The following is a 21,709-nucleotide window of genomic DNA, read 5'->3' on the forward strand; positions in this document are numbered from 1 at the left end:
ACTCCTAGACCTTAGCTTTACCGGTCGCGCAAGCGACCGCGAATTTAATCAAATCTTCCAATTGAGAGTGATTTTGCGTGCCGCAATCATCAATGGCAACTTGATACCAAATAGGGTGAATTTTCGCTTTAGCTAACAAGTCTTCTTTCTCAAGCTTTTTCTGGTGATTAGATGGATCCGGTAAAAACGCAAAATGTGCAGGAATATCGAATGCTTCTGAACTGACAACATCAATAAAAAGTTCTAATGTTTTATCCGTCTCTAAGCTACAACCAAGGAACAAAAGAGAATGACTGACAAATATCTGACGAAGAACTTTTGCCAATGGCTTCGTATAATCCAAGCTTTCTTCTCCGTACGCTTGGTCATACTGTGATTTAGAAAAAATATACGTTTCAGGATCACTATAATTCCCATGTAATTTCAATATGCAGCGTTCGCCTTGTATTAGCTTTGATGCAAATTGATTCCGAGACTGAGTACCATGCATATAGCCTTCGATGGATCGATTTTTTCCCGTATATACTCGCTCAATCAAATTGTCAAAATTGGTTGTTATAATGCATCCATCGCTCAGTTGGGGTAATAAATCTAGGACACCAAAGAATTCCAGCACATTCGAGCCATCGAATGTATTGAGTACAAAACTCTCAAACCGAGTCTTATGGTTTTCGTAAATCAATTGTGCCGCTTCTAGATACTTCCACTGACCTAGTAATTCCTTCACATTTTCAAGATACTGAAGTGCCGGAAGCATCGCTCTTTGGTCAGACTTCGAAGCGCCTTCAAGCTTAGTAACCAGCCGTTCTAAAGCTTGCCCCCATAAAGGTAATTTGTAAGGATATGATAAACCTGCACCCACGAATGGGGCGACGCGTCCACGTTTTATTGCCTCAACAAGGCGAGAGAAAGGGTTTAATTGATCGCTATCATCTAAATACTTTCGAATTTCCAGATGCTCATCCAAGACTTTCTGGCCCTTCCAACGCTCTAGTTCATCTAAATAAGCAGTTGGGTCGTGCCAAAAAAGAACATCACTAGGATCAACTAAATACTCGCTTCTTTCACCCTCAGCCCCTAACCCCTTGAAAGTTATGGGCTCTTCGTCATTTATTGCTTCGTGAAATTCCCCATTTTTATTATCTAGTTCTTTTTTAACAGCATCTTTAAATTTATCGACGGCTGAGGCTAAGCCTGCATATTCATTAGACATTCGCCACCTCCGAGGTTAAACCATCACCAGTTAATAATTTTGGAATTAGTACATCTCTAATATCAGCAAGATGGGTTGATTCACTTTTTAGTGAGCTAATTTGATCGAAGATTGGAACAATTATGTCTGAGAATTTTTTGTTAATAGCTTGATCACCAATTAAGACATGTTGAGATTCCATAATCTTTTTTGTTAAATGGGTGAATATCGACCCGGTGCCTGCATTCTTCATTGCCTCAGTTTTTCTAAACATGCTCAGATACAAAAAATACCGGCTTATTACTGATTCGTCTACTTCCATTTTCCATATGTGGTAATGGTAAATGCTTTTTGGACCTCGCCAGATATGAGGGCCGAATGTGGCAGACCAAGCGTAAATAAAGTCTTCCCGAACAATGTACTTTTCAGGTGGTAGCTCTAAATCTGAATAGACGGTCTTTCCTCCATTTGAAAGGTTCTGGATCCTGACTATCGGTGTGCCTTCAGTTTTGAATTCGGTGTTTTTATATGCCCTACCGTTAATTACTTGGCAGATTTCTGAGAGCGGCTTGACTTCCCACCCCTCTGGTATCTCACCAAGTTCGGAGTCTTGCATTGCCGCAGGAAACAGGGCGGCGGTTTGGGCAAGTTTGTTAAATGCCTCTGAATTGCTGGCTTTTAAACCGTTCAGCTCATCAAATGTTTTGGCAGAAATAACACGCATGGCAGCCAGCTCTGCATCATCAGCGCTACCACCCGTTGCCAAAGTTTCAATCTTGGCTTTGACGGGATCAAAATCGACGAACCAGCTTTTGAAGATGGCTTGGGCGAGATGCTCTAAAGTCTGGTTGATTTTGGTATTTGTTTTCAACTTTAAGTCGTACGTTCTTAAAGCTCCACTAACAGCACGTTGAACATTAGGTTCTGGTACGAATACTTTGTATTGCATCATCGCTGCTTTATCGCCTCTGGGCATCTTCGCACCTTTTGAGGTTAAAACAGTGTATTCAGAGAATTTCTTGTCACTGAGTAGATAGAATAGATAAGCTGGTTCTAATACCTTAGGATCCTTTGTTCTAAATACCAATACATCAGGTGAAGCTCCACCTTCAAACTCAGCGAACCATACCTTTCTAAAATAAGTACGAATATTTGAAAACAGAGTGTCTGTAGGTTTGAAGTGATGAAACTTAGTAGCTGAAGGCAATTTTGTTGCTGTCTCAACACCTCCACGATCAGTAATCATATTATCTGTCGAAATGTACGTATCCAGAGAAATTTTAGTGGAGTCTATTTTTTCATTTACAAATTCAACCAAGTCTGAAAGAGGGTACTCTTTGTTAAATACGAAATCAGAACTCATAACCAATCCCCGCTAGATTATCCTTAATCGCTTTTTCTAAGCGGTCAGATTCTTCAAACTGAGATTTTAATTGCGCGGTTAATCGCTGCATTTTTTCGGGGAATGGCTCCGAATCTTCTTCAGCATCGGCTGCGCCAACATAGCGCCCCGGCGTTAATACATAATCATGCTTTTGCATGTCTTCAAGTTTGGCGCTAAAGCAAAAGCCTTTTTCGTCTTCGTAGCCCGTTCCAGATTGCCAAGCGTGGAAAATATCGGCGATTTTGCCAATATCATCATTGGTAAAATCGCGCAGCACACGGTCTTTCATAAAACCGAGGTTACGCGCATCAATAAACAGAGTTTCACCACGGCGATCACGCTTGCCTTTCTGTGTTGGCGACGTACCGCCTTTTTTGTTTTTGGTTAAAAACCAAATACAGGCAGGGATTTGCGTATTGGTGAATAGCTGTCCTGGCAAAGCAACCATACATTCAACTAGATCAGCCTCAATCAATGCTTTACGGATTTCACCTTCGTTGTTGGTATTGGAGCTCATGGAACCATTAGCGAGTAATAAGCCCATTGAGCCGTTATCGTTAAGGTGGTGCAGCATGTGCTGTATCCAACCATAGTTGGCATTACCTTGCGGCGGTGTGCCATATTTCCAGCGAGTATCGCCCTCCAGTTTGGCGTGCCACCAGTCTTTGATATTAAACGGCGGGTTGGCCATTACAAAGTCAGCACGCAGGTCCGGGTGTTGGTCATCTAAGAAGGTATCCGCATTCTTTTTACCAAAGTTAAAGTCGATACCGCGAATAGCCATGTTCATGGCAGCCAACTTCCAAGTAGTCGGGTTGCTTTCTTGACCATAAACGGAAATATGTTTGCGCTGTTCAGCTGCGTTGTAATGTTTATCAGCAGCATGAGCTTCTATGAACTTATCATTGCTCACAAAAAAGCCACCGGCCCCCATTGCAGGGTCATAGACTCGGCCTTGATAAGGCTGGAGCATTTCAACGATAAGCGTAACAATGCTTTTGGGAGTGTAATACTGGCCACCTTGTTTACCTTCTGCTAGGGCAAATTGGCCCAAGAAGTACTCGTAGACATGACCCAAAATATCTTTGCTGTGTAGATCGAGCTTTTCGCCGTTGTACTCGGGGTTACGGAAGCTGGTATCGGAGAAGCGGTTAATCAACTCCGTAAGGTTGTGATTATCTACCTCGTAACGGCTGATGCGAGGCAGAACCCCTTTTAGCTTGGGGTTGGCTAGCTTGTCGTCGATTTTGTAGCTTTCGATTGCTTCTAGGGCATTGTCGATAAGTTTAGAAATTGAGCTAAGTTTAAAGACTTCTTTTTCGCCATTAGGCCCGGCTGCTTGAATCTCAATTTCTGTACCAATAGGCAGCGCCGCTGTACTTTTAAGAAAATCCCAGCGTGACTGTTTTGGCACCCAAAAAACGTTTTGCTCTTGGTAATATTCGTGCAGTTCTAACTCTGAGTTTACTGCTTCGTTGTATTCTTCGTCCGAGTCATAATCTTCACGAGGCATGTAATAAATATTGTCATCGCTATCGTCCTGAGTAAACAACTGACGTAACTCTTGTTGGCGCTCTTCAAAAGCGTCTGACACATACTTTAGAAAGATGATCCCTAGCACGACATGCTTATAGTTGGCGGCATCGAGGTTGTTACGTAACCGATCTGCTGCCGACCACAACTTTACATCGAGTTCTTTTAAAAACTGCTGTTCTGAATTATTCATGTTCTTCCCTATGCTGTGACGCTATCGAAACCAGGCGCAATCGCAAGGTTACCGACACCGTATAAAGTTTGATAATTTTTTAGCCATAAATGGAATTCGGGTGTTTTTAGCTGAGCCTCTTTGGAGCAATCGACGTTCCAAAGCCGAAGCAAGTACCCAGCGGTTGCAGCTCTAATCTCAACCTTCATCACGCCCTCCGTCATGCCATAGTCAAGCTCTATCGCTTCGCTGTGCTTAATACGTGGATGCGGCACTAACTCTAGCTCTACAAAGCGGTTCCATTGCCGGTCTTGGGTTTCGAGCTCGGTTTCAGACAAAGTGGAATCTTCAATCACAACCGCTGCTTTAATTCTGGTCAGTACAAAGTCACGGAACTCACCATGCTTGCGGTCAAAAGCACGAACGTGCCAACGCAGGCCATTGTCTACAAGCGTATGCGGCACAATTTCACGCGTGGTTTCACCGCTCGATAACGATACATAGGTGATACGCAAGGCTTTGCCTTTGTGTATGGCCTCGGTGACTTTCGCCACTATCGATAGATTCGGTTTGTTAAGGTGATAAGGCGCTTCACAAGCCAGCGGTGGTTTTACCTTTCCAGTAAAGCCATCTCCGTACCCTTGGCTAATCGTCGCCAGCGTTCTCACAACGTCGTAGTCGAACAAGGATTCAAATGCTTCACCACGCTTATGCAACTTGAGCTTTTGGTCATACTCAATGTTGCCTGGTGCAAGCTCTCGGTACATTGTGAAGTCTTTCGTTGCTTGTGCAGCGGCTATGCTGAAGCGATCGACTAAATCTGCCCGTACCGCTTCGCCCTTAAACAATAAGGTGAAATCGATATGGGCAATGCGATCCCTGGTTGCTTGTGGCAACTGCGCTATCTGCGAAAGCCTATCTGACTTCGCCACTACCGTTTGTTTCAGACCATCATTTGTCATGCGTCTTGTTTATCCAATTCAACCAGATTCTTAAAACTCTGTTTATAAAATACGGACCGACATCGCGTAATCACATTGAAAAGCGTCACTCAATGCTGCTCTTCATCCGCAATGACTAATCAATCTCTACCGGTTGAAGCTGGACAGATAGCCATAAAACACTGAATACGCCTCAACCTAATTAATTTTATTAGGTATCATCCTATCACAAATTATTTTGTAGGGAAGACTAAGCGGCAACTTTCTGATCTTGATTGCAATTGCCGCTCAGTTATGGGCGTGAAGGCCTTGTTTTGTGTCATTGCTGATAGCCGCTATCAATGCGCCACCTGAACCAGTGGCACCACGATGTTACCGCGATGAGATACCTCTATGTCCGACTCTGTAGACATCAGGGCTCGTTGCTCACTTTCCCGAATGCGCCTAGCAACTTCTGCCTGGGCTGGTAGCAATGGCAGCATCCCTTCAGCAATCGCGTCCGGTGCAGATTCTTGGCCACAGGACATCAAGTGCTTCCATGGATCTTTAAGAAAGCGCTCGAACGTGATGCCAAATTCAATGATGCGGGCAGAGATGAAGATTTCGCCCCAGTATTCAATGTAGGTGTCTTGGTACATGGAAAGATTCCTCTTGTTGGTTAAACCATGAGTTCACTTTCCATTTTCCAGAGGTTTTCAAATATGCAAGGCTTACCTTGTAGAGAGCTACAAAGCTTTAAATCGATTGCGGGCATCTTTGTAGTCATAGTGGGCATGTTCTGAGCCACGATGATACAAATCATCCAGGTAAGTTTGTTCCTGCGGCAACTCGTCTTCGCTGATTTCGCGCCACCAATGTTTGTTGGCACCTTTAACACCGTCATGCCAGCGGTAACCACGCTCTTTTAAATAGTCCTTTACGTCAAATGGCGCACCAAACGCACGAACTAACACAGTTCGCCTGTCTGCTTCAGACAACAAGTTTGCAACGGACTCGGGCAATAAATAGAACAACCAGGCCATCGCCAAACAATCGGTTGCAGCTCGGTGTCCCTCATAGAACCAACCTAAGCGAAGCAGCAGGTACTCAAGCTTTCGACTTTCAAAACCCAACGCCTTCCAATCTATGCCACTGGCTGAACAGGCCCAAGATAGATGGCCTAATGCAGCAAACCGCTTTTCAAAGAAAGGACGATCAAACTGAGCATTATGCGCGACCACCAGCGGATCATCGGATAACCAACTCGCTACCAGAGCATCATCAATGTGCTGGCCTTGCACCATCTCATCGGTGATACCGGTTAACTCGGTAATCAGCTCGGGGATTGGCTTGCCGGGATCTTCATACAGGCTGATCACATCAACAATCGACACAATCCGCTTAGCCGAGGGGCTGTAAAGCACCTTAACCATACCAAGCTCAATAATGGACTCATCATCGGCAGACAGTCCGGTTGTCTCTGTATCGAGCAGCACCATTGGCTGTTCATCACCGACCATAGCAGAAAGTTCAAGTGGCCAGGACTGCGGTTCACGCGTTAAAGGAATACGCTCCAGCAATCTAAAATCTTCTGGTCTGTCTGGGATATCCGCGAGGCGCTCTAGCGGAAATGGCGCAGGGGCTCTTGTCATTGATGGTTCCTCTTCAATTCTGTTGTTCGCTTTGGGTTATTTCACTGTGCCACAGGTTGTACAAAATGCACCTTGGATACCTCAGCGTTTTTTTAATCTTTCTACTGGGTGAACCCATGTATGAAGGCTTTGGCTAAGCCTTTCAGAAAGTCTTAGCTAAACCGTTTAGGTAACCCTTACCGATACCCTTTACGTATGGCTTAGCCAACCCCTTTTCAAACGGTTGCAAAAGGCTTGAACTGAGTTCGACTGAGCATTTTAATGGTGCTCCTAACTTCGCTTTAAGCCAGTAAATTCAATACGAAGCAGAATTTTACTAACTGTTTTTAAACCCTTTGCAAAGGGTTCAACAAGCCTTGTCTGACGGTTACTTGACCCATGCGTTAACCAGTAGCAGTAACAGGATCAGTAACAGAAACAAGAGCAGTAGGCAGAAGCAGTATTGTCCAAGCCTTGCAGGCTTTGACGAGGGCGAGCGATCCCCCACATATAGTTTTTCAACACAAAAAAGAATTCACCCACGACACAACGTCTTACTCGAACAACTACAGTTTTACCTACAATTTTACTTGTAGAAATCAGCATAGCATTAGATACTGTATAAAAAAACAGTATCAATTGTGATTTTTCGAGGTTCGTCATGAGTGTCTCGCTGATAGGCCGTAGCGGCGCACTTGCCTTCATCAAAGCCAAGCGCCTTCGTATTCCATTGTTCATGGAACGTGTTTCCGCTGGTTTTCCCTCCCCAGCGCAGGATTATGTTGAGCAAACGCTCGACCTTAACGAGCTTTGCATCAAGCGACCGGCTGCAACGTTCTTTGTGCGTGTTGAAGGTGATTCAATGATTGATGCCGGTATTTACCCAGATGATATTCTGGTAGTTGATCGCTCTGTCCAAGCAGAACACGGTGACATTGTCATCGCTGGTATTCATGGAGAACTCACGGTAAAGGAGCTTCAACTAAGGCCATGCGTCAAGCTGATCCCAAGAAACCAAGCGTATGAACCCATCCATATTCCCGAAGGGACAGAGTTAGAGATATTTGGTGTGGTCACCAATGTGGTGCGAAACATGCGCCGCAAGTCGTGACTGTCCCATGCCTGTATTTGCCTTGGTGGACTGCAACAACTTTTACGCCAGTTGTGAGAAGCTGTTTCGTCCAGATTTAAAAAATACGCCGGTTGTGGTGCTGTCCAACAATGACGGCTGCGTGGTTGCACGGTCGCGTGAAGCTAAGTTACTCGGTATTAAAATGGGCGTACCCGTCTTTCAGATCAAATCTGAAATGCAGCGCCATGGCATTTTGGCATTCTCGTCTAACTATGCGCTGTATGCGGATTTAAGCAGTCGAGTGATGCGCACTTTGGAAGAGATGGCACCACGAGTAGAGGTTTACTCCATTGACGAAGCGTTTTTGGACTTAACCGGTATTGAGTCTGCCATATCCCTTTTCGAGTTCGGACAACAAGTGCGAGAGCGCATAGGCCACTGGATTGGGATCACCGTCTGTGTAGGCATTGCACCGACTAAAACACTCGCCAAACTGGCAAACCATGCCGCTAAAAAGTATCCAGCCACTCAGGGCGTTGTAGACCTGACCAATCCAGAACGGCAACGTCGATTGCTCGCATTAGTTCCGGTTGATGATGTTTGGGGCGTTGGTAGACGGCTTTCTAAGCGTTTAAATGCGTTGGGTATCACCACAGCCTTAGACCTAGCCAATGCCTCTCCTAGAGCCATCAGAGACCAGTTTTCGGTGGTTTTAGAAAGAACCGTCAGAGAGCTCAATGGTGAGTCGTGCATTGAACTTGAAGAGATCCCGCCAACTAAGAAGCAAATCGTCTGTAGCCGTTCATTTGGCGTAAAAGTAACGCAATTTGAATTGTTACGTGAGGCCGTATGCGAATACGCAACCCGCGCCACTGAGAAGCTTCGCAAAGAACAGCAGCAAGCCAAAGTGCTGACCGTGTTCATACGTACCAGCCCCTTTAAGGACAACGAGCCGCAGTACAGCAACTCTGCATCGGGTGAATTGCTAATCCCCAGTTGCGACACGCGGGATTTTATCGAGCTGGCCAATCACTTACTCAAGCGGATTTGGAAGGATGGTTTTCGTTATGCCAAAGCGGGCGTCATGCTGTCTGACTTTTACGATCCTGGGATGTTTCAACCAGGACTATTCGATGACGTATCGACCCGCTCCAATAGCCAACAGTTAATGTCTGTATTGGACACCATTAATCAAAGCGGTGCCGGAAAGGTTTTCTTTGCTGGACAAGGTACGAAGAAAGATTGGTCGATGAAGCGAGAGCATTTGTCTCCCGCCTACACAACACGCTGGGACCAGTTGCCGCGAGTGAAGTAGCGCAGTTAACTCAATAGGCATTGACTCTGCGACGTAGCATGTTGAGCTTATCAACCTGGCGTCGAACATCACTGAAGAATTCTTCTTTCTCCATGGCCAGCGCTAACTCCCATTCTTTGGCCAAACCTTGGCAGTCCAAAAATGAGTATCTCAGCTTCGTCTTTGAGATACGCAGCCCCTTGCTAAATACCACGCGTTTGCCTCGTTGACCGTGAAAACTGTTGATGTACCACTCGATGCCAAAGCCATACTTAAAGTCTCTGATACGGACACCAAGCAGCCCCCAATCTTTAAAGGGCGCATTTTCGCGAACCTTGTAATGGGTAACCCAAAAGTCATCAACTTCAGCTCGTGCCAGCGCTTTTAGCCTGTCTGTTTCTTGCTGAAGTAAATCTGATACCTCTGCTTTCCATTGTTCATTGACGATTTCTACCAAACCAATTTCCCCATCCAATTAACCCCAAAAGCCAAAACCACTATCCGTTTGGCTTTTGGATCGAAACGCCAAACGTAAAACTGCCGTAACAATCGCTGTTTGGCGTCTCGATATAAATCAACTCGCTCAATCCCATACCTGACAAGGGATACAGGTCGATTTCACTTAAAAACGCCTAAAAAGACGTATTGCCATGAAAATACAAACCGTTTGGCAAGTTCAGGCCAGAATGCAAACGACGTTTGGCGTCTCGATTTTTTTGGCTAGGTTATCCGCCGCCAAACAAAGCCTATTCTCATACTTTTGCGAAAATGCAATAGGCAGATAGATGAAAGGATTTGTCACCTTTCTGCCCACCGCCAGTGCACCGAATCCTGATAATGACATTTGAGTGAACCGCCAGAGCACTTGGAAATGCCCAAGCATGGCCAGTGCGGTTGATTGAAAACCGTTAGAGCACTTTGAGTGCACAGGAGATAAGTATGTTTGTACTAGGCGTAGATATCGGTTACTCAAACCTGAAGCTGGCAATTGGCCAATCAGGCAGTGAACCGAAAACCATTATTCTGCCTGCGGGTGCCGGTCCTGCGGATCGTATGCCAGAGCGTATCGGTGGAGGCGATGATGAAACTTGTTTGTATGTGTCAGTCGATAATGAGCGTTGGGCCGCTGGTGTTCCTGCTGGACGCCTTCAAGGCTGGGAACGAGAGCTTCACCCGGAATATCCCACCACAAAAACCTATAAGGCACTTTTTCATGCCGCCTTGTTAATGGCTGAAACAGAATCCATCGATTTGGTTGTCACTGGATTACCGGTTTCCCAGTTTCATGAACCACAACGTAAGTCTGACCTTGTACAGCGTTTAAAAGGTGTCCATCAAGTGACGCCTAAGCGCAGCATCACAGTTCATGACGTCAAAGTGCTGCCGCAGCCTGCCGGTGCCTATATGGATCTGGTTCAAACAGGTGGAGATTTGGGCTTGATTGAAGAAGGTCGCGTCGTCGTTATAGATCCCGGCTTTTTTTCTGTTGACTGGGTTGCCCTTGAGGCCGGAGAAATTCGCTACAGCTCATCAGGAACCAGTCTTCAGGCAATGTCCGTGCTACTGGAAACCATTGATAAGCTGATTTCGGAAGATCACGGTGCCAAAGTAGGTATGGATCGACTTGAAAAAGCCATGAGAACCGGCGACTTGCAGGTGCTGCTATTTGGAGAGAAAGTCGATATTTCACCTTATCTGAATGCTGCAATGAAAAAGGTAGCGCCTGTTGCTCTTACAGCCATGCGCCAATCCATGCGTGACGAAAGCATTAATGCGGACTTGGTATTGATCGCCGGAGGTGGAGCCATGGCTTATAAGGAAGCGGCCAAGGAGATTTTTTCACGAAGCAAGATCATCGTGCCGGAACAGTCTGTTTTGGCGAACGTCCGAGGCTTCTGGTTTTATGGGGCCTGATCATGAGAGTTGTCGTCAACATTCCCCCAGGGAGCCACCCTGAACTGCTCAAAGAATTAGAAAAGACGCCGCCACGGGAACGCGCTGAGCGTCTGCGGATGCTGGCCACCTTTGGGTTAATTCACATGAGCCAACCCAATCTATCCACGATATCTGTACCGGTGGATGGCATTGCACCAGATGGTGAAGTGACTTCTATGAGTACAGCGCCAGAACCCAAAGCAGAATCACGTAAACAATCATTAAAATCCAAACTAGGGCTGGGCTTATAACATGGCGTTATCAGTTAGCTGGCTCGATGCCAGGTTAAATAAAGAAGCAAAAGAAACCGTAGTAAAAGCCGACCGAGATGGGCTAAGTGCTCGGGTATCGCCCAAGGGCAAAATTGTTTTTCAGTTTCGTTATCGTTTCGATGGCAAGCAACAGCGGGTAGACATAGGTACTTACCCACTTATGAAGCTTGCTGAAGCCAGGAATGAGCTGGATAGGTTAAGGGCGGTACTCGACCAGGGCAGAAACCCCAAGCTCTACCTACAGCAGGAACGGGCCAAGTATTCTGCCAATCAAAGCTTCGAATCGATTTTTCGAGACTGGATAGACTCTGCCGGTAAGCAAGGACTAAAGGAGAAAACGTGGCACTACCAAAAACGCAGCAGTGAAATATATTTGCTGCCCCGACTTGGCAAGTACCCATTAACTGACATCAATGAATTGTCCTTGCGAAACTGTCTTCGTGAGGTTTCGGAGTCGTCCCCTTCAAACACAGAACGTCTGGTGTCTGTGCTGCACAAGTTTTATGACTGGCTGATTGATGAACAAATTTTGGAAATTAACGCTGCCGCTGGGATCACAGCAAAAAAGGTTGGCGGTAAAAAAGGAAAACGAACTCGGGTGCTAAATGACAACGAGATCAGGATACTTTGGCGCTATTTGCACGAGTCAAAAATCACTGAGAAGAATCGCATCTACATAAAACTGCTTCTGCTATTGGGCGGTCGCAAGGGCGAACTCATTCAAGCTGAAAAGCATCACTTTGACTTGCAATCTGCAATGTGGACAGTGCCCATAGAGATCCGCAAACAAGGTGAGAAAATTGGAGCGCCGATCATGCGGCCATTGATAAGGCCTGCTATTGAGCTGATTGAACTAGCGATGCAGATGAGCAAATCAACTTACTTGTTTCCCGCGAACGGACAAGAAGAGCTTGCCACAAATGGCTTTGATACCACTATTCCTAACAATGTGAAAATCTGGGCTCGCAGGTCGCTTGGTATTGAGATGGAACACTGGTCTATGCATGATCTTCGCAGAACGATGCGAACGCGAATGTCTGCCATCACGACGCAAGAAGTTGCCGAGTTGATGATTGGCCACAGCAAAAAAGGGTTGGATGCTATCTACAACCAATATCAGTACCTGGATGAAATGCGTCATGCTTACGACGTTTGGTATCAACAGCTAGAAACCATCATCGAGCCGACAGGCTTTCCATTCAACTGGCGTTTCGGACAGTAAGAATTTGTCGCTACCGATACCCAGGAGATTGGGATTCCTTATTGTGACCACGTCAAAAACCTTCTCAATGTTGTTTTTTGACTGGTCGCTTTAAAACTAGGCTTAAGCCGCATAGCTATCATCAGGGTTTAATCTGGTCATTTTTCAGCCTGAACGCTTGAGTTTTTCAGTTTGAAACCACATTTAATTTGTAGTGCTTTAGGAAGTGAAACCTTGGGTTCCATTGCTGTTCTTGAATGCACCTCCAGTTAGATTCAATTTATTGAGGATTCCAAATGGCGAAAGGTTCAAGTATCAACGGCAATGGCGGTAAAAATGGTGGAAATGATAGCTACACAATTACAGGGCGCGGCGAAGTAAGTCGAAAAACACTGGTTCGTGAAGTTAAGGAAGGTAAACATCCAGACACGCACATTTACCAGCGTAATGGTGTGGAGTACGCCCGAAACAATCCAAATCACGACAAGCCTGACAACATCAACGAATAATATTGTTAAGAGGTTAAGGGCGGTGCTTTGCCCTTAACGCTTTAAACCCTGCTCAAACTTCACTATTCTCATACTCCTCCAAGTCTTCAATGTGCCACAGCTTGTTTCGTGTATTTCGGTTGATACGAGGTTGCGGCAAGCTGCCATCTTTTATTCTTCGCCAGAGCGTCGTATAGCTAATGTGGTAACGAGCCATAACTTCGTAAGACGTTAGAAAAGGGGTTACTTGGTGAGCTACTGCTGTCATCTGCATTCTCCTGAAAATCAATGTAAAGCTATCATCACCTGATTCATCATTTGTTGATGGTCAGAAAGATGCATGATTTGTTCAGAAGATCAGGTCCATACAAATGAACTTTTAGGACAGCAGGAAAAAACCGGTAACCAACTCAACCGGCAAACAATTAGAGATAATCGCGAACGTCTTACCATCATTTCTCGATTTTTCGCATAAAAAATATAGGTAAGTTTTGGCCAGAACCCAGTAACCACAAGGCCTACAGCTAGGTTTGTGTCATGGAATTTGGCTAAAAACGGTAAATATGGTGATTTGTACTCAAGTTTGTACACACTTTCCGAGGTTACGTTTGAACATCATTGAAAAGCAAAGAAACGAGAAATAGACAAAAAGCCTTTAAATTCAGTACGTAGAGATGTGATTGTGGTGTGCAATGAAAGGTGGTTTTAAGCGTTGAAAGGCTGGGCGGCATCAGGGTGAGAGATAATCGCAAAGGTTCTTCGAGAAGCAACCTCTTGCGCTAGAATTGAATTAGACATAATTTTAAACTTGTATAGGTGTAAATAGGTTCAACGCCAGTTGGGCTGAAAATTAAATATGACAGTTACGCAAATGGTCTTATCTACATTGGCTGATACCTAGTTAACGAATTTGGGGTAAAAGTGCTGAGTTTGGCAGTGCATTGTGAGCCCTGAGCTTGTTGATTATTCAAACAACCATTTGCAAGCAAAGGTTATTGGAACCAAACCATAATGACGGCTATTTTCCACGATCTGGCATCAAGACACAATCTTCCCCCTCGTTAAAATCCTATTCCACACTTAAAAAGCCACTTTTTGCCATTGAATTTTAAATCTAGCACCTCTATTCCCACTGTTTGTTCATCAGTTCGTAAAATTTTGCGGCTAATAATAACGTGTGTTTATCCTGTAAGGTTGGAATATGAGCCAGATTACTCATTTGCACGCGCGTCGCGTATTTGCAGTCGCGCCAAAGTATTGCATCGAAATTACAGTACACCTGAGTAAGCAGCCCTCAGTAAGCGCTATGGTTTACCTTGATCTTCAGCCCTGCTTAGGCAAGAGCCAAGTACAATCTGAGTTATCTCGTATCATCAACATTTTAACAGCTGATTTATCAGCTCTTTTAGCCGGTATGGATACACGTCAACAAGCATACATAGACGACATGCTAACGGCGTTTTTACAACAGCAAGCATTACAAAATCACGTTGCCCCCATCGCCTTTGCAATTAGCAGTGCCATCACCAAAGCTGACGCTAAAATCAATGCGTTACCTTTGCCTTCGTACCTGTCTCAGATGATGCCTAAGCGCCCCCCCAGTAAGCAATTTAAGCCCCCGATGGTCATGGTAAACTTGCTGAGCGGCGGTCTTATTCGTCATTGGCGAGGTTGCGATTTTGCAGAAATCCTTGCGGTACCCGTCGGCGCAAAAAGTGTCTTACAAGGCATTACTTGGTGCCAACAAGTACAGCAAGCAGTAACTGAAAATCTGTTCAAAACATCCACTTTCAATAACGGTAGCATTGATGTTGAAACCCTGCTTGATGGCAACTTTCAAGCTCTCGCGTTATGCCAACAGAGCATTTTTGATGCCGGTTTAGATGAGCAAGACATGATGTTGGCAGTCAACGTCGACGCGCCACAGTTTTTTATCAATGGCGAATATGTTTTACGAAACGAACAGCAAACCTTCTCACAAACTGACTTGGTCGCTTATTATCAGCAGATGTTACAGCGCTTTCCGATTATTTATTTGCAAAATGCTTTTGTCGACAATAACGATCTTGGCTGGCAGCAGCTATTACAAGGTGTGAGAAACCGTGTTTGGCCTTTGGCCGCAGCGCATTTAGAACAAGAGGTATGTTCCGCTTCTCAGTTTAAAAAACGCCTCAAACAGCAAACCATCAACACGTTAGTCATCACCCCCAATAAAACCGGCGACCTAGGGCAAATATCGCACTATATATCGCGGGCGCAACAAGCCAACAAACAAGTGGTGATAAACGTCCCTGAGCAGCAGGTATTTGATGAAATGCTGGTAGCGCTGGCAATCGCTTGGCGAGTGCCTTTTATCAAACTGCCGGCTTTAACCAGTGCAGAACACGTGCGCCATTGTAATCAACTGGAACAATATGCGTGCCAAGCTAAAAAAACCGTAGCCAAGCTGCCGCTAAGGTCTTCGAAAAGTGACAACAAGGTTATCGCCTACTTCCTTTAACAAGGTCGATAAGCAATCGCTAAGCTTATTGTTATAAATGGCTTTTTAGCCTTCAACAAAAGCAAATATTGCGGCAAAGTGACAGCGATAAGCGCGTAGAGGAGAGCCGCGTAAGTTCGCGGCGAAACGAGATTATTCTACTAACACCTCATCGATATCAAAGGCGCGAGATAACAACACATTCAAACTATTTTTATCTAACTTAAACTGCTCAGCATGGCGCATTTCTGCAATGTAGTCAGGCAAAGAGTGCGGCGCCGGCACGGCATCATCTTCAGTGTCGTAGCTTAAATCAGCCTTTAAGACGTCGATGCGATCTGGCACCCAATAATACGCCGTCTCCACCGTTTCTTTAAAACCATCTGCAAGAATTCTCAGGCCTTCGCTAACATCCGCTAACACTTCAGTATCAAACTGCTGTTGCTCACCCACATGATCAAGAATATTAGCGGCCAATAAAGACGTATTGAGCAAGCCGTGACGCAGCATTTGTATGAATTCGGTCGCCGCTATCACCAACAAATTAAACTCACGCTTTTGTGCCAACGTATCTGGCATGCCCATATTACGGGTAACATCATTTAAAATCCGAGTGCGCACCTGTAACAACATGGTATCAAGGGGCGATAACTGGGCGTTGTTTCCACGTAAGTTTGAAAGGTGCTGAGACAAGGTCAGGGTCCGTTGATGCAACCTCTGGTTCAGACTATTTACTTGCGCTTCAAGTTTTTGAATGGTGAGATCTTTTTCGGTTAGTTCATTGGTAAGCTCAGCGTTTTCAGGCTGCGGCGTTATTTCCATGGATTAAAAACCTATTTAAATGGCTAGATTGGGTGGCTTCACAAGTATTTTATGAAGTCTATAGCGGTTCAGCCAACTAAATATTATAAAATGTTAGCGGTATCTAACGCTTTTGGTATTTTTGTTAGGTTTTAACTCTGGCAACCTTTCACTACACTTCAATGAGTGGTATTTATTCCTAATTATCTGATAGAAAATCACTTCTATTCAGCTTAGGTTATGGCAGATGGCCTAAAATATAATTTCTGCTAGTACACGAGGTACCAATGAAGATTCTACTTGTCGAAGATGACCAAATTTTACGCCACCATTTAAAAACACAACTGGAAACAGCAGGTAACAAGGTTTACGACGCTGAAGATGCCAAAATGGGCTTATATTATGCTGGCCAGTACCCCATTGACGTAGCCATTGTTGACTTAGGCTTGCCAGATATGGACGGGTTGGATCTGGTCAAAACTTTCCGTACCCAAGAATTAGGTTTTCCAGTACTAATTTTAACGGCTCGCGGTAATTGGCAGGAGAAAGTCGCGGGGCTCGAAGCTGGCGCCGACGATTACGTCGTAAAACCGTTTCAGCAAGATGAGTTATGGGCACGTCTGAACGCCTTAGTTCGCCGCAGCGCCGGTTTTATCAAGCCTCAAATTGAAGCCGGCCCTTACCTGCTAGACCTGGCAAAAAAAGCCTTAACGGTTGACGCTGCGCCAACTGAGTTAACCGCATTTGAATACCAAATTTTAGAATATTTAATGCGTAACCACGGCCAAGTAGTGTCTAAGCAACAATTACTGGATCAGCTCTACAGTGACAGTGAAGGCGATCCGAACGTGATTGAAGTAATGGTCAGTCGTTTGCGCAAAAAAATGGATAAATCGAACGCTTTAAAACCCATCACTACGGTGCGAGGCCAAGGATACATCTTTAATATTCCATGCAAATAATCCACTCCCTGAAGTTCAAACTGCTTTCCACCAGCATTTTAGTCTTGCTAATTGGTGTATTTATCTTTGCTCAATACCAAGTTAGCAACCGCAGAGTTCAATTGGTGCAGCAGAGCCAAAACATATTACAGAATGTGATTGTCGGTTTGTTTTCTGAAGGGAGAATGATTAAAGATAATGTGCGCTTGCCCGCACGGGTATCATTTGCTGAATTAAACCAAAAAGGTTCAGGCTTAGTCGCTGTGGTCTGTGAGGAGCACAGTAAAACCCTCACATGGCGCTCGTTATCTACCACCGGCATTAAACAAATAGACACCGCCTGCGAAAGAATCAATCACTTTTTAACTAAACGCAACGCAGAATTGGTTGTTTTTAATATTGATGGCATTGAGAGCCGCTACGGTGAAGTTGACTTAGGCAATGTACCATTGTTAATGCAAATGCTGCGAATACAACGTTACCATCAAAAACAAAAAAACAGCTACATCATAGTGGTCGCCCAAACCGCGCAAGAACTGGAAAGTCAGCTGAAGGATTATACCAAACAAGTTTACAGCAGCAGCGTGTTGATTTTTTTATTCTTCACCTTGATTTTATACATCACGATTCAGTGGAGTTTATCCAGTTTAACCAAGCTTACCGCTGAGTTACACGATATAAAACAAGGCGAGCGTGATGCACTATCAGACGGTTATGAGCCGGAACTGCAGGGTTTAACATCAACGTTAAACCAGTTACTTCACAGCGAGCGAGAGCAAAAATTTCGTTACCAGCACTCAATGAATGACTTAGCCCACAGCTTAAAAACCCGCTTAGCAATGCTTAAAGCTGTCAGTGATGAGCAAGACACCAAGACCAATGACTTCAAACAAGTGCTCAATGAGCAAGTTAGTCAGATGGATCAAATCGTTCATTACCAACTAAGGCGAGCGGTTTCAGGCCGTCAAAGCATCAGCAGTAAGCCAGTGTTACTGGCAGAAGAAATCAACAAACTGACGAATACACTCACCAAAGTTTATCGTCATAAAAGCATTGAGTTTGAATTACTTGATCCTGATCGCGCGGCATTTTTTGGGCAACAAGACGACCTCATGGAAATGATGGGTAATTTACTCGAAAATGCCTGTAAATTTGCCATCAGCAAAGTCAGAGTACGTTGCAGCGTCGACAAACAACAAGGCCTTTTCATTTCGATTGAAGACGATGGCCCTGGCGTAGACGTCACTATTCGAGACAAAATATTGCAACGAGGCGTACGAGCCGATAGCTCAGGCGGGCAAGGCATTGGCCTAGCGGTCAGTAATGAAATTATAAACTCATACCGCGGCAATATTCGCATCTTTGACAGTGAACTGGGCGGTGCTGGCTTTGCTTTGCACTTTCCATTGGATTAGTGTCTTTAAATAAGAGTGCCATGAAGGAGTAACCATGGTCGACAGCATCACAGATTTTTCCGTGCAAATAGCGGCAGACAAAGCGTTAGTCGCAAAAAAGCAAGCTTGCCAACAGCTGGTTTACCAGTTCAATCAAACCCGTCCAGATCAGGGTAAAGAGCGTAAGCAACTTCTCAAACAACTGTTTGCTCAATACAGTAATACCCACATTGAACCGCCTCTTCGCTGCGACCTTGGCACTAATGTTTATTTTGGAAAAGGAGGTTTTGTTAATTATGGTTTAATCATTCTAGACATCGCTACAGTGACCATAGGTGATTATGTGTTAATTGGCCCAAATGTGCAGTTATGCGCAGCCAGTCACCCCGAGTTACGAGAGCAAAGAATGGCACCCACCGCTTGCGGTGAGCCTATCAGTATAGGGAATCAAGCTTGGATTGGTGCAGGCAGCATAGTGCTCGCAGGGGTCAATATAGGTGAAAACTGCATTATTGGCGCGGGAAGCGTAGTCACGAAAGATGTACCAGCCAACCATGTCGCGGTGGGCAATCCTTGCCGGGTGTTACGTCCTATTCATCAAACTGAGTTAGACGAACTAAACAGCCATCAAAATTAACGTTAACTGATTTGCCTACGGAATTAAATTTTAGGGTTTAATTAAATGGGATGGTGGCGCTTGGTTTGCTTGTAACTCCACTGAGTAAGGCACTTCAGGTTGATTAAAGGCAGCATACAAAACAAATAAAGCCACGAAGACTATGCCTGCTATACTTTTTATAAACCTTACACAATCCATCGGATGCTCCTCTTTTTGTGAGTGGGCCTATAATTAAAGCACATTATGCTTGATGCTGCCTGTTATCTATCGCCTTATGCTACCACTCGTCGGGTGAGACCTTGTAGTATTGACACAGTAGTGCATAAAGTTCGCTATGCCTTTGTTTTAACTCTGATGGTTTTTCAAAAAAAGTTTCTGTTACCACAGCAAAAAACTCTGCAGGCTCACTGGCACCATAATAATCCATAACGCTGTAAAGATGGTGAATTTGCGCTTGCTGCAGCTGAGCAAACTCCGCCGACATCAAATTAGCCCAAGCGCGATAAGCACCTGCAGAAGGCAGCTCTGGCGCACCGTTGGTCGCACCATCTTCTGAATCGAGTTGGTGTGCAAATTCATGCAACACAACATTTTTTCCGTCATTGATATGCTGCGCGCCCTTGGTGACATCATCCCAAGACAGTATCACTCTGCCATTGCCCCAAGACTCTCCAGCAAGTTCTTTAGAGCTAAAGGAAACCAGTCCGTTGGCATCGACTTGCCGATGAGTCGCAATGAACGCTTCAGGGTATACTAAGATTGCTTTAAGCTTACGAAATTCATGGGTCGGGCGATTCAGCAACAATAAGCAAGCTTGTGCGGCAATGGTTAATTGTATCGTGCGAGTAATGACCAAACCTTGGCAACCGTAAAATTTCTTTCGGTGTAAAAAGCTGTTCACTAAGAGGTGCAACTGTTGTTTTAAATCATCGGGTAACTTCTCGTACAAGGGTACTTGCTGAATAAGAATTTGCTTATCTGCATCACTAAATGGGGCAAAGCGCGCCTTCCGGTCTTTGTACCAAGGCATAATAAGCAATAGTCCTACCACCAATACGCCAAAAAAAATAAAAAGAACTTCCACTATATACTCCTACACCTTAGCCAAAGCTTGCTCGAAATCAGCCAACAAATCGACGCTGTCTTCAATGCCAATGGAACAGCGGATCATATTTTCACTAATGCCCATTTGTTGGCGCGCAGCTAAGCCCATTTCAAAATAAATTGTTTGCGCTACCGGTAAAGCTAAAGTTCTATTATCCCCTAAATGGGTGGCGCCAATGACCCATTGCAAATGATTCAGCAAAGCACAACAATCATGACTAGGCGCCAAATCAAAACTTAGAATGGCACCAAAATCTGCAAACAAACCTTGCGCTCTTTGATGCTGAGGATGAGAACTTAATCCAGGGTAATAAACACGACTGACTTTAGGGTGTTGTGCCAACATGTTGGCTAGCGCCATCGCATTCGAGCACTGGCGTTGCATTCGAAGGGCTAAAGTATCTACTCCAGCGGACAACAAGTGGGCAGCATCGCCACTCAAACTGCCACCCATATCTCTAAGCCCTTTCTTCTTGATTTGATTCAGGCCCCACATTTTAGGATCACCTTTTTGATAACCCGCAAAAATGTTTTCGTACTGAGACCAATCAAACAAGCCCGTGTCGGTCACTGCCCCACCCAGCGCATTACCGTGACCACCGAAGTACTTGGACAATGAATTGATGACTAAGCTGGCTTTTACCTTGGTTGGCTGAAATAAATAAGCTGAAGTCATGGTGTTATCAACCGCATACACCAAGCTTTGCTGTTGACACCAATCTCCAATTTCCACCAATGCTGCCACTTGAGTCACTGGGTTAGCGATTGTCTCTACAAACACCATTTTGGTATTCGCTTGCGTAGCCTGCTTTACCTGTTCAATGTCGGTGGCATCAACAAGCGTCACTGCAATACCGTAACCTTGTAATGTAGCCATAACGCTAGAGGTATTGCCAAACACGAAACGACTGCAGATTAGGTGATCGCCTTGTTTAAGCAAGGTTAAAAAAGTGGCGCATATCGCCGCCATGCCAGTGCCAAATACTAAACTTGCATGACCATGTTCTAGCTGAGTGATTTTATGACTTAAACTGTCGGTGGTGGGCGTTGACTGCCGAGCATAAGCATGGCCCGCTTGTTTGCCTTGAAAGACATCTATTAAATCATTTATGTCATCATAACCGTATGGCACAGAATGGTGCACAGGCGCATGAATTGCGCCGTGTTCCAAGTGGCTTAAACGATCGCAATGCACTAATTGGGTGGTAAAGCCTTTTCTTGCCATTTTTTATACCTTTGACAGTGAGTTCATTTTGAGACGGTGATAAACTCGGGTT

At 44.9% G+C, this 21,709-nt stretch carries 21 protein-coding genes; 10 read left to right on the forward strand and 11 right to left on the reverse strand.

What is annotated here, in order from left to right; genetic code table 11:
• Window positions 1-4: 4 nt before the first annotated feature.
• The 6 genes from D1Z90_RS01560 to D1Z90_RS01585 all read right to left on the reverse strand — a co-directional run bounded on the left by D1Z90_RS01560 (window position 5) and on the right by D1Z90_RS01585 (window position 6,853).
• On the reverse strand, window positions 5-1,213 hold the full coding sequence (locus D1Z90_RS01560) for an SIR2 family NAD-dependent protein deacylase (RefSeq protein ID WP_119908974.1): 1,209 nt from the start codon (window positions 1,211-1,213) through the stop codon (window positions 5-7).
• A complete protein-coding gene (locus D1Z90_RS01565) occupies window positions 1,206-2,555 on the reverse strand; it encodes a restriction endonuclease subunit S (protein WP_119908975.1) in 1,350 nt (449 codons plus the stop codon). The genes D1Z90_RS01560 and D1Z90_RS01565 overlap by 8 nt, the downstream gene beginning before the upstream one ends.
• Window positions 2,545-4,302, reverse strand: a complete 1,758-nt coding sequence (locus D1Z90_RS01570) for a class I SAM-dependent DNA methyltransferase (RefSeq protein WP_119908976.1) — start codon at window positions 4,300-4,302, stop codon at window positions 2,545-2,547. Before D1Z90_RS01570 ends, D1Z90_RS01565 begins: the two co-directional genes overlap by 11 nt.
• Window positions 4,303-4,310: 8 nt before the next feature.
• Window positions 4,311-5,243, reverse strand: coding sequence for a WYL domain-containing protein (locus tag D1Z90_RS01575; protein ID WP_119908977.1), 933 nt, complete (start codon window positions 5,241-5,243; stop codon window positions 4,311-4,313).
• A gap of 317 nt (window positions 5,244-5,560) precedes the next feature.
• Window positions 5,561-5,860: a hypothetical protein gene (locus D1Z90_RS01580; protein ID WP_119908978.1), complete on the reverse strand. Its 300-nt coding sequence runs from the start codon at window positions 5,858-5,860 to the stop codon at window positions 5,561-5,563.
• 87 nt (window positions 5,861-5,947) lie between these two features.
• Window positions 5,948-6,853: a 3'-5' exonuclease gene (locus D1Z90_RS01585; protein ID WP_119908979.1), complete on the reverse strand. Its 906-nt coding sequence runs from the start codon at window positions 6,851-6,853 to the stop codon at window positions 5,948-5,950.
• A gap of 640 nt (window positions 6,854-7,493) precedes the next feature.
• On the opposite strand from D1Z90_RS01585, the gene umuD reads away from it, so the two are divergent.
• Window positions 7,494-7,943, forward strand: a complete 450-nt coding sequence (gene umuD, locus D1Z90_RS01590) for a translesion error-prone DNA polymerase V autoproteolytic subunit (protein ID WP_108717265.1) — start codon at window positions 7,494-7,496, stop codon at window positions 7,941-7,943.
• Between the two features lie 7 nt (window positions 7,944-7,950).
• A complete protein-coding gene (gene umuC / locus D1Z90_RS01595) occupies window positions 7,951-9,219 on the forward strand; it encodes a translesion error-prone DNA polymerase V subunit UmuC (RefSeq protein ID WP_119908980.1) in 1,269 nt (422 codons plus the stop codon).
• Window positions 9,220-9,229: 10 nt separating this feature from the next.
• On the opposite strand, the gene mobI is transcribed toward umuC, so the two are convergent.
• Entirely contained in the window at window positions 9,230-9,673 is a 444-nt protein-coding gene (mobI, locus tag D1Z90_RS01600) for a conjugative transfer protein MobI(A/C) (protein WP_029627953.1), read from the reverse strand.
• 464 nt (window positions 9,674-10,137) lie between these two features.
• Here mobI and D1Z90_RS01610 point away from each other — a divergent pair, with 464 nt between their 5' ends.
• The 4 genes from D1Z90_RS01610 to D1Z90_RS01625 all read left to right on the forward strand — a co-directional run bounded on the left by D1Z90_RS01610 (window position 10,138) and on the right by D1Z90_RS01625 (window position 13,115).
• Complete coding sequence (locus D1Z90_RS01610) at window positions 10,138-11,112, forward strand: ParM/StbA family protein (RefSeq protein ID WP_001963822.1); 975 nt, start codon at window positions 10,138-10,140, stop codon at window positions 11,110-11,112.
• Between the two features lie 2 nt (window positions 11,113-11,114).
• Complete coding sequence (locus tag D1Z90_RS01615; RefSeq protein ID WP_119908982.1) at window positions 11,115-11,384, forward strand: hypothetical protein; 270 nt, start codon at window positions 11,115-11,117, stop codon at window positions 11,382-11,384.
• Between the two features lies 1 nt (window position 11,385).
• On the forward strand, window positions 11,386-12,627 hold the full coding sequence (locus D1Z90_RS01620; RefSeq protein ID WP_008305558.1) for a tyrosine-type recombinase/integrase: 1,242 nt from the start codon (window positions 11,386-11,388) through the stop codon (window positions 12,625-12,627).
• 275 nt (window positions 12,628-12,902) lie between these two features.
• Window positions 12,903-13,115, forward strand: a complete 213-nt coding sequence (locus D1Z90_RS01625) for a hypothetical protein (protein WP_023584020.1) — start codon at window positions 12,903-12,905, stop codon at window positions 13,113-13,115.
• Window positions 13,116-13,167: 52 nt separating this feature from the next.
• Here the strand turns inward: D1Z90_RS01625 and D1Z90_RS01630 are convergent, their stop codons facing one another.
• Window positions 13,168-13,362, reverse strand: coding sequence for a helix-turn-helix transcriptional regulator (locus D1Z90_RS01630; RefSeq protein ID WP_119908983.1), 195 nt, complete (start codon window positions 13,360-13,362; stop codon window positions 13,168-13,170).
• A gap of 933 nt (window positions 13,363-14,295) precedes the next feature.
• On the opposite strand from D1Z90_RS01630, the gene D1Z90_RS01640 reads away from it, so the two are divergent.
• Window positions 14,296-15,594 carry an enolase-like domain-containing protein gene (locus tag D1Z90_RS01640; RefSeq protein ID WP_119908985.1) on the forward strand — a complete coding sequence of 433 codons (1,299 nt, stop codon included), beginning with the start codon at window positions 14,296-14,298 and terminating at the stop codon, window positions 15,592-15,594.
• 132 nt (window positions 15,595-15,726) lie between these two features.
• Here the strand turns inward: D1Z90_RS01640 and D1Z90_RS01645 are convergent, their stop codons facing one another.
• Window positions 15,727-16,395 (reverse strand): hypothetical protein, encoded by a 669-nt coding sequence (locus D1Z90_RS01645; RefSeq protein WP_119908986.1) that lies wholly within the window; start codon window positions 16,393-16,395, stop codon window positions 15,727-15,729.
• A gap of 266 nt (window positions 16,396-16,661) precedes the next feature.
• Between D1Z90_RS01645 and D1Z90_RS01650 the strand changes: the two genes are divergently transcribed.
• From D1Z90_RS01650 to D1Z90_RS01660, 3 genes are all read left to right on the forward strand, one after another.
• Window positions 16,662-17,336 carry a response regulator gene (locus D1Z90_RS01650; protein ID WP_119908987.1) on the forward strand — a complete coding sequence of 225 codons (675 nt, stop codon included), beginning with the start codon at window positions 16,662-16,664 and terminating at the stop codon, window positions 17,334-17,336.
• Between the two features lie 164 nt (window positions 17,337-17,500).
• Window positions 17,501-18,730 carry an ATP-binding protein gene (locus D1Z90_RS01655; RefSeq protein WP_158587027.1) on the forward strand — a complete coding sequence of 410 codons (1,230 nt, stop codon included), beginning with the start codon at window positions 17,501-17,503 and terminating at the stop codon, window positions 18,728-18,730.
• Between the two features lie 34 nt (window positions 18,731-18,764).
• Complete coding sequence (locus D1Z90_RS01660; protein ID WP_119908989.1) at window positions 18,765-19,346, forward strand: sugar O-acetyltransferase; 582 nt, start codon at window positions 18,765-18,767, stop codon at window positions 19,344-19,346.
• A 259-nt stretch (window positions 19,347-19,605) separates the two neighbouring features.
• Here D1Z90_RS01660 and D1Z90_RS01665 read toward each other — a convergent pair whose 3' ends face one another.
• The gene (locus D1Z90_RS01665; protein WP_198419016.1) at window positions 19,606-20,412 is read right to left on the reverse strand and encodes a M90 family metallopeptidase; all 807 of its coding nucleotides are present in this window, start codon (window positions 20,410-20,412) and stop codon (window positions 19,606-19,608) included.
• A 9-nt stretch (window positions 20,413-20,421) separates the two neighbouring features.
• Window positions 20,422-21,657 carry a cystathionine gamma-synthase family protein gene (locus tag D1Z90_RS01670; RefSeq protein ID WP_119908990.1) on the reverse strand — a complete coding sequence of 412 codons (1,236 nt, stop codon included), beginning with the start codon at window positions 21,655-21,657 and terminating at the stop codon, window positions 20,422-20,424.
• Between the last annotated feature and the right edge of the window lie 52 nt (window positions 21,658-21,709).

This window comes from Motilimonas pumila (assembly GCF_003596335.1).
GTDB lineage: Bacteria > Pseudomonadota > Gammaproteobacteria > Enterobacterales > CBDFNC01 > Motilimonas > Motilimonas pumila.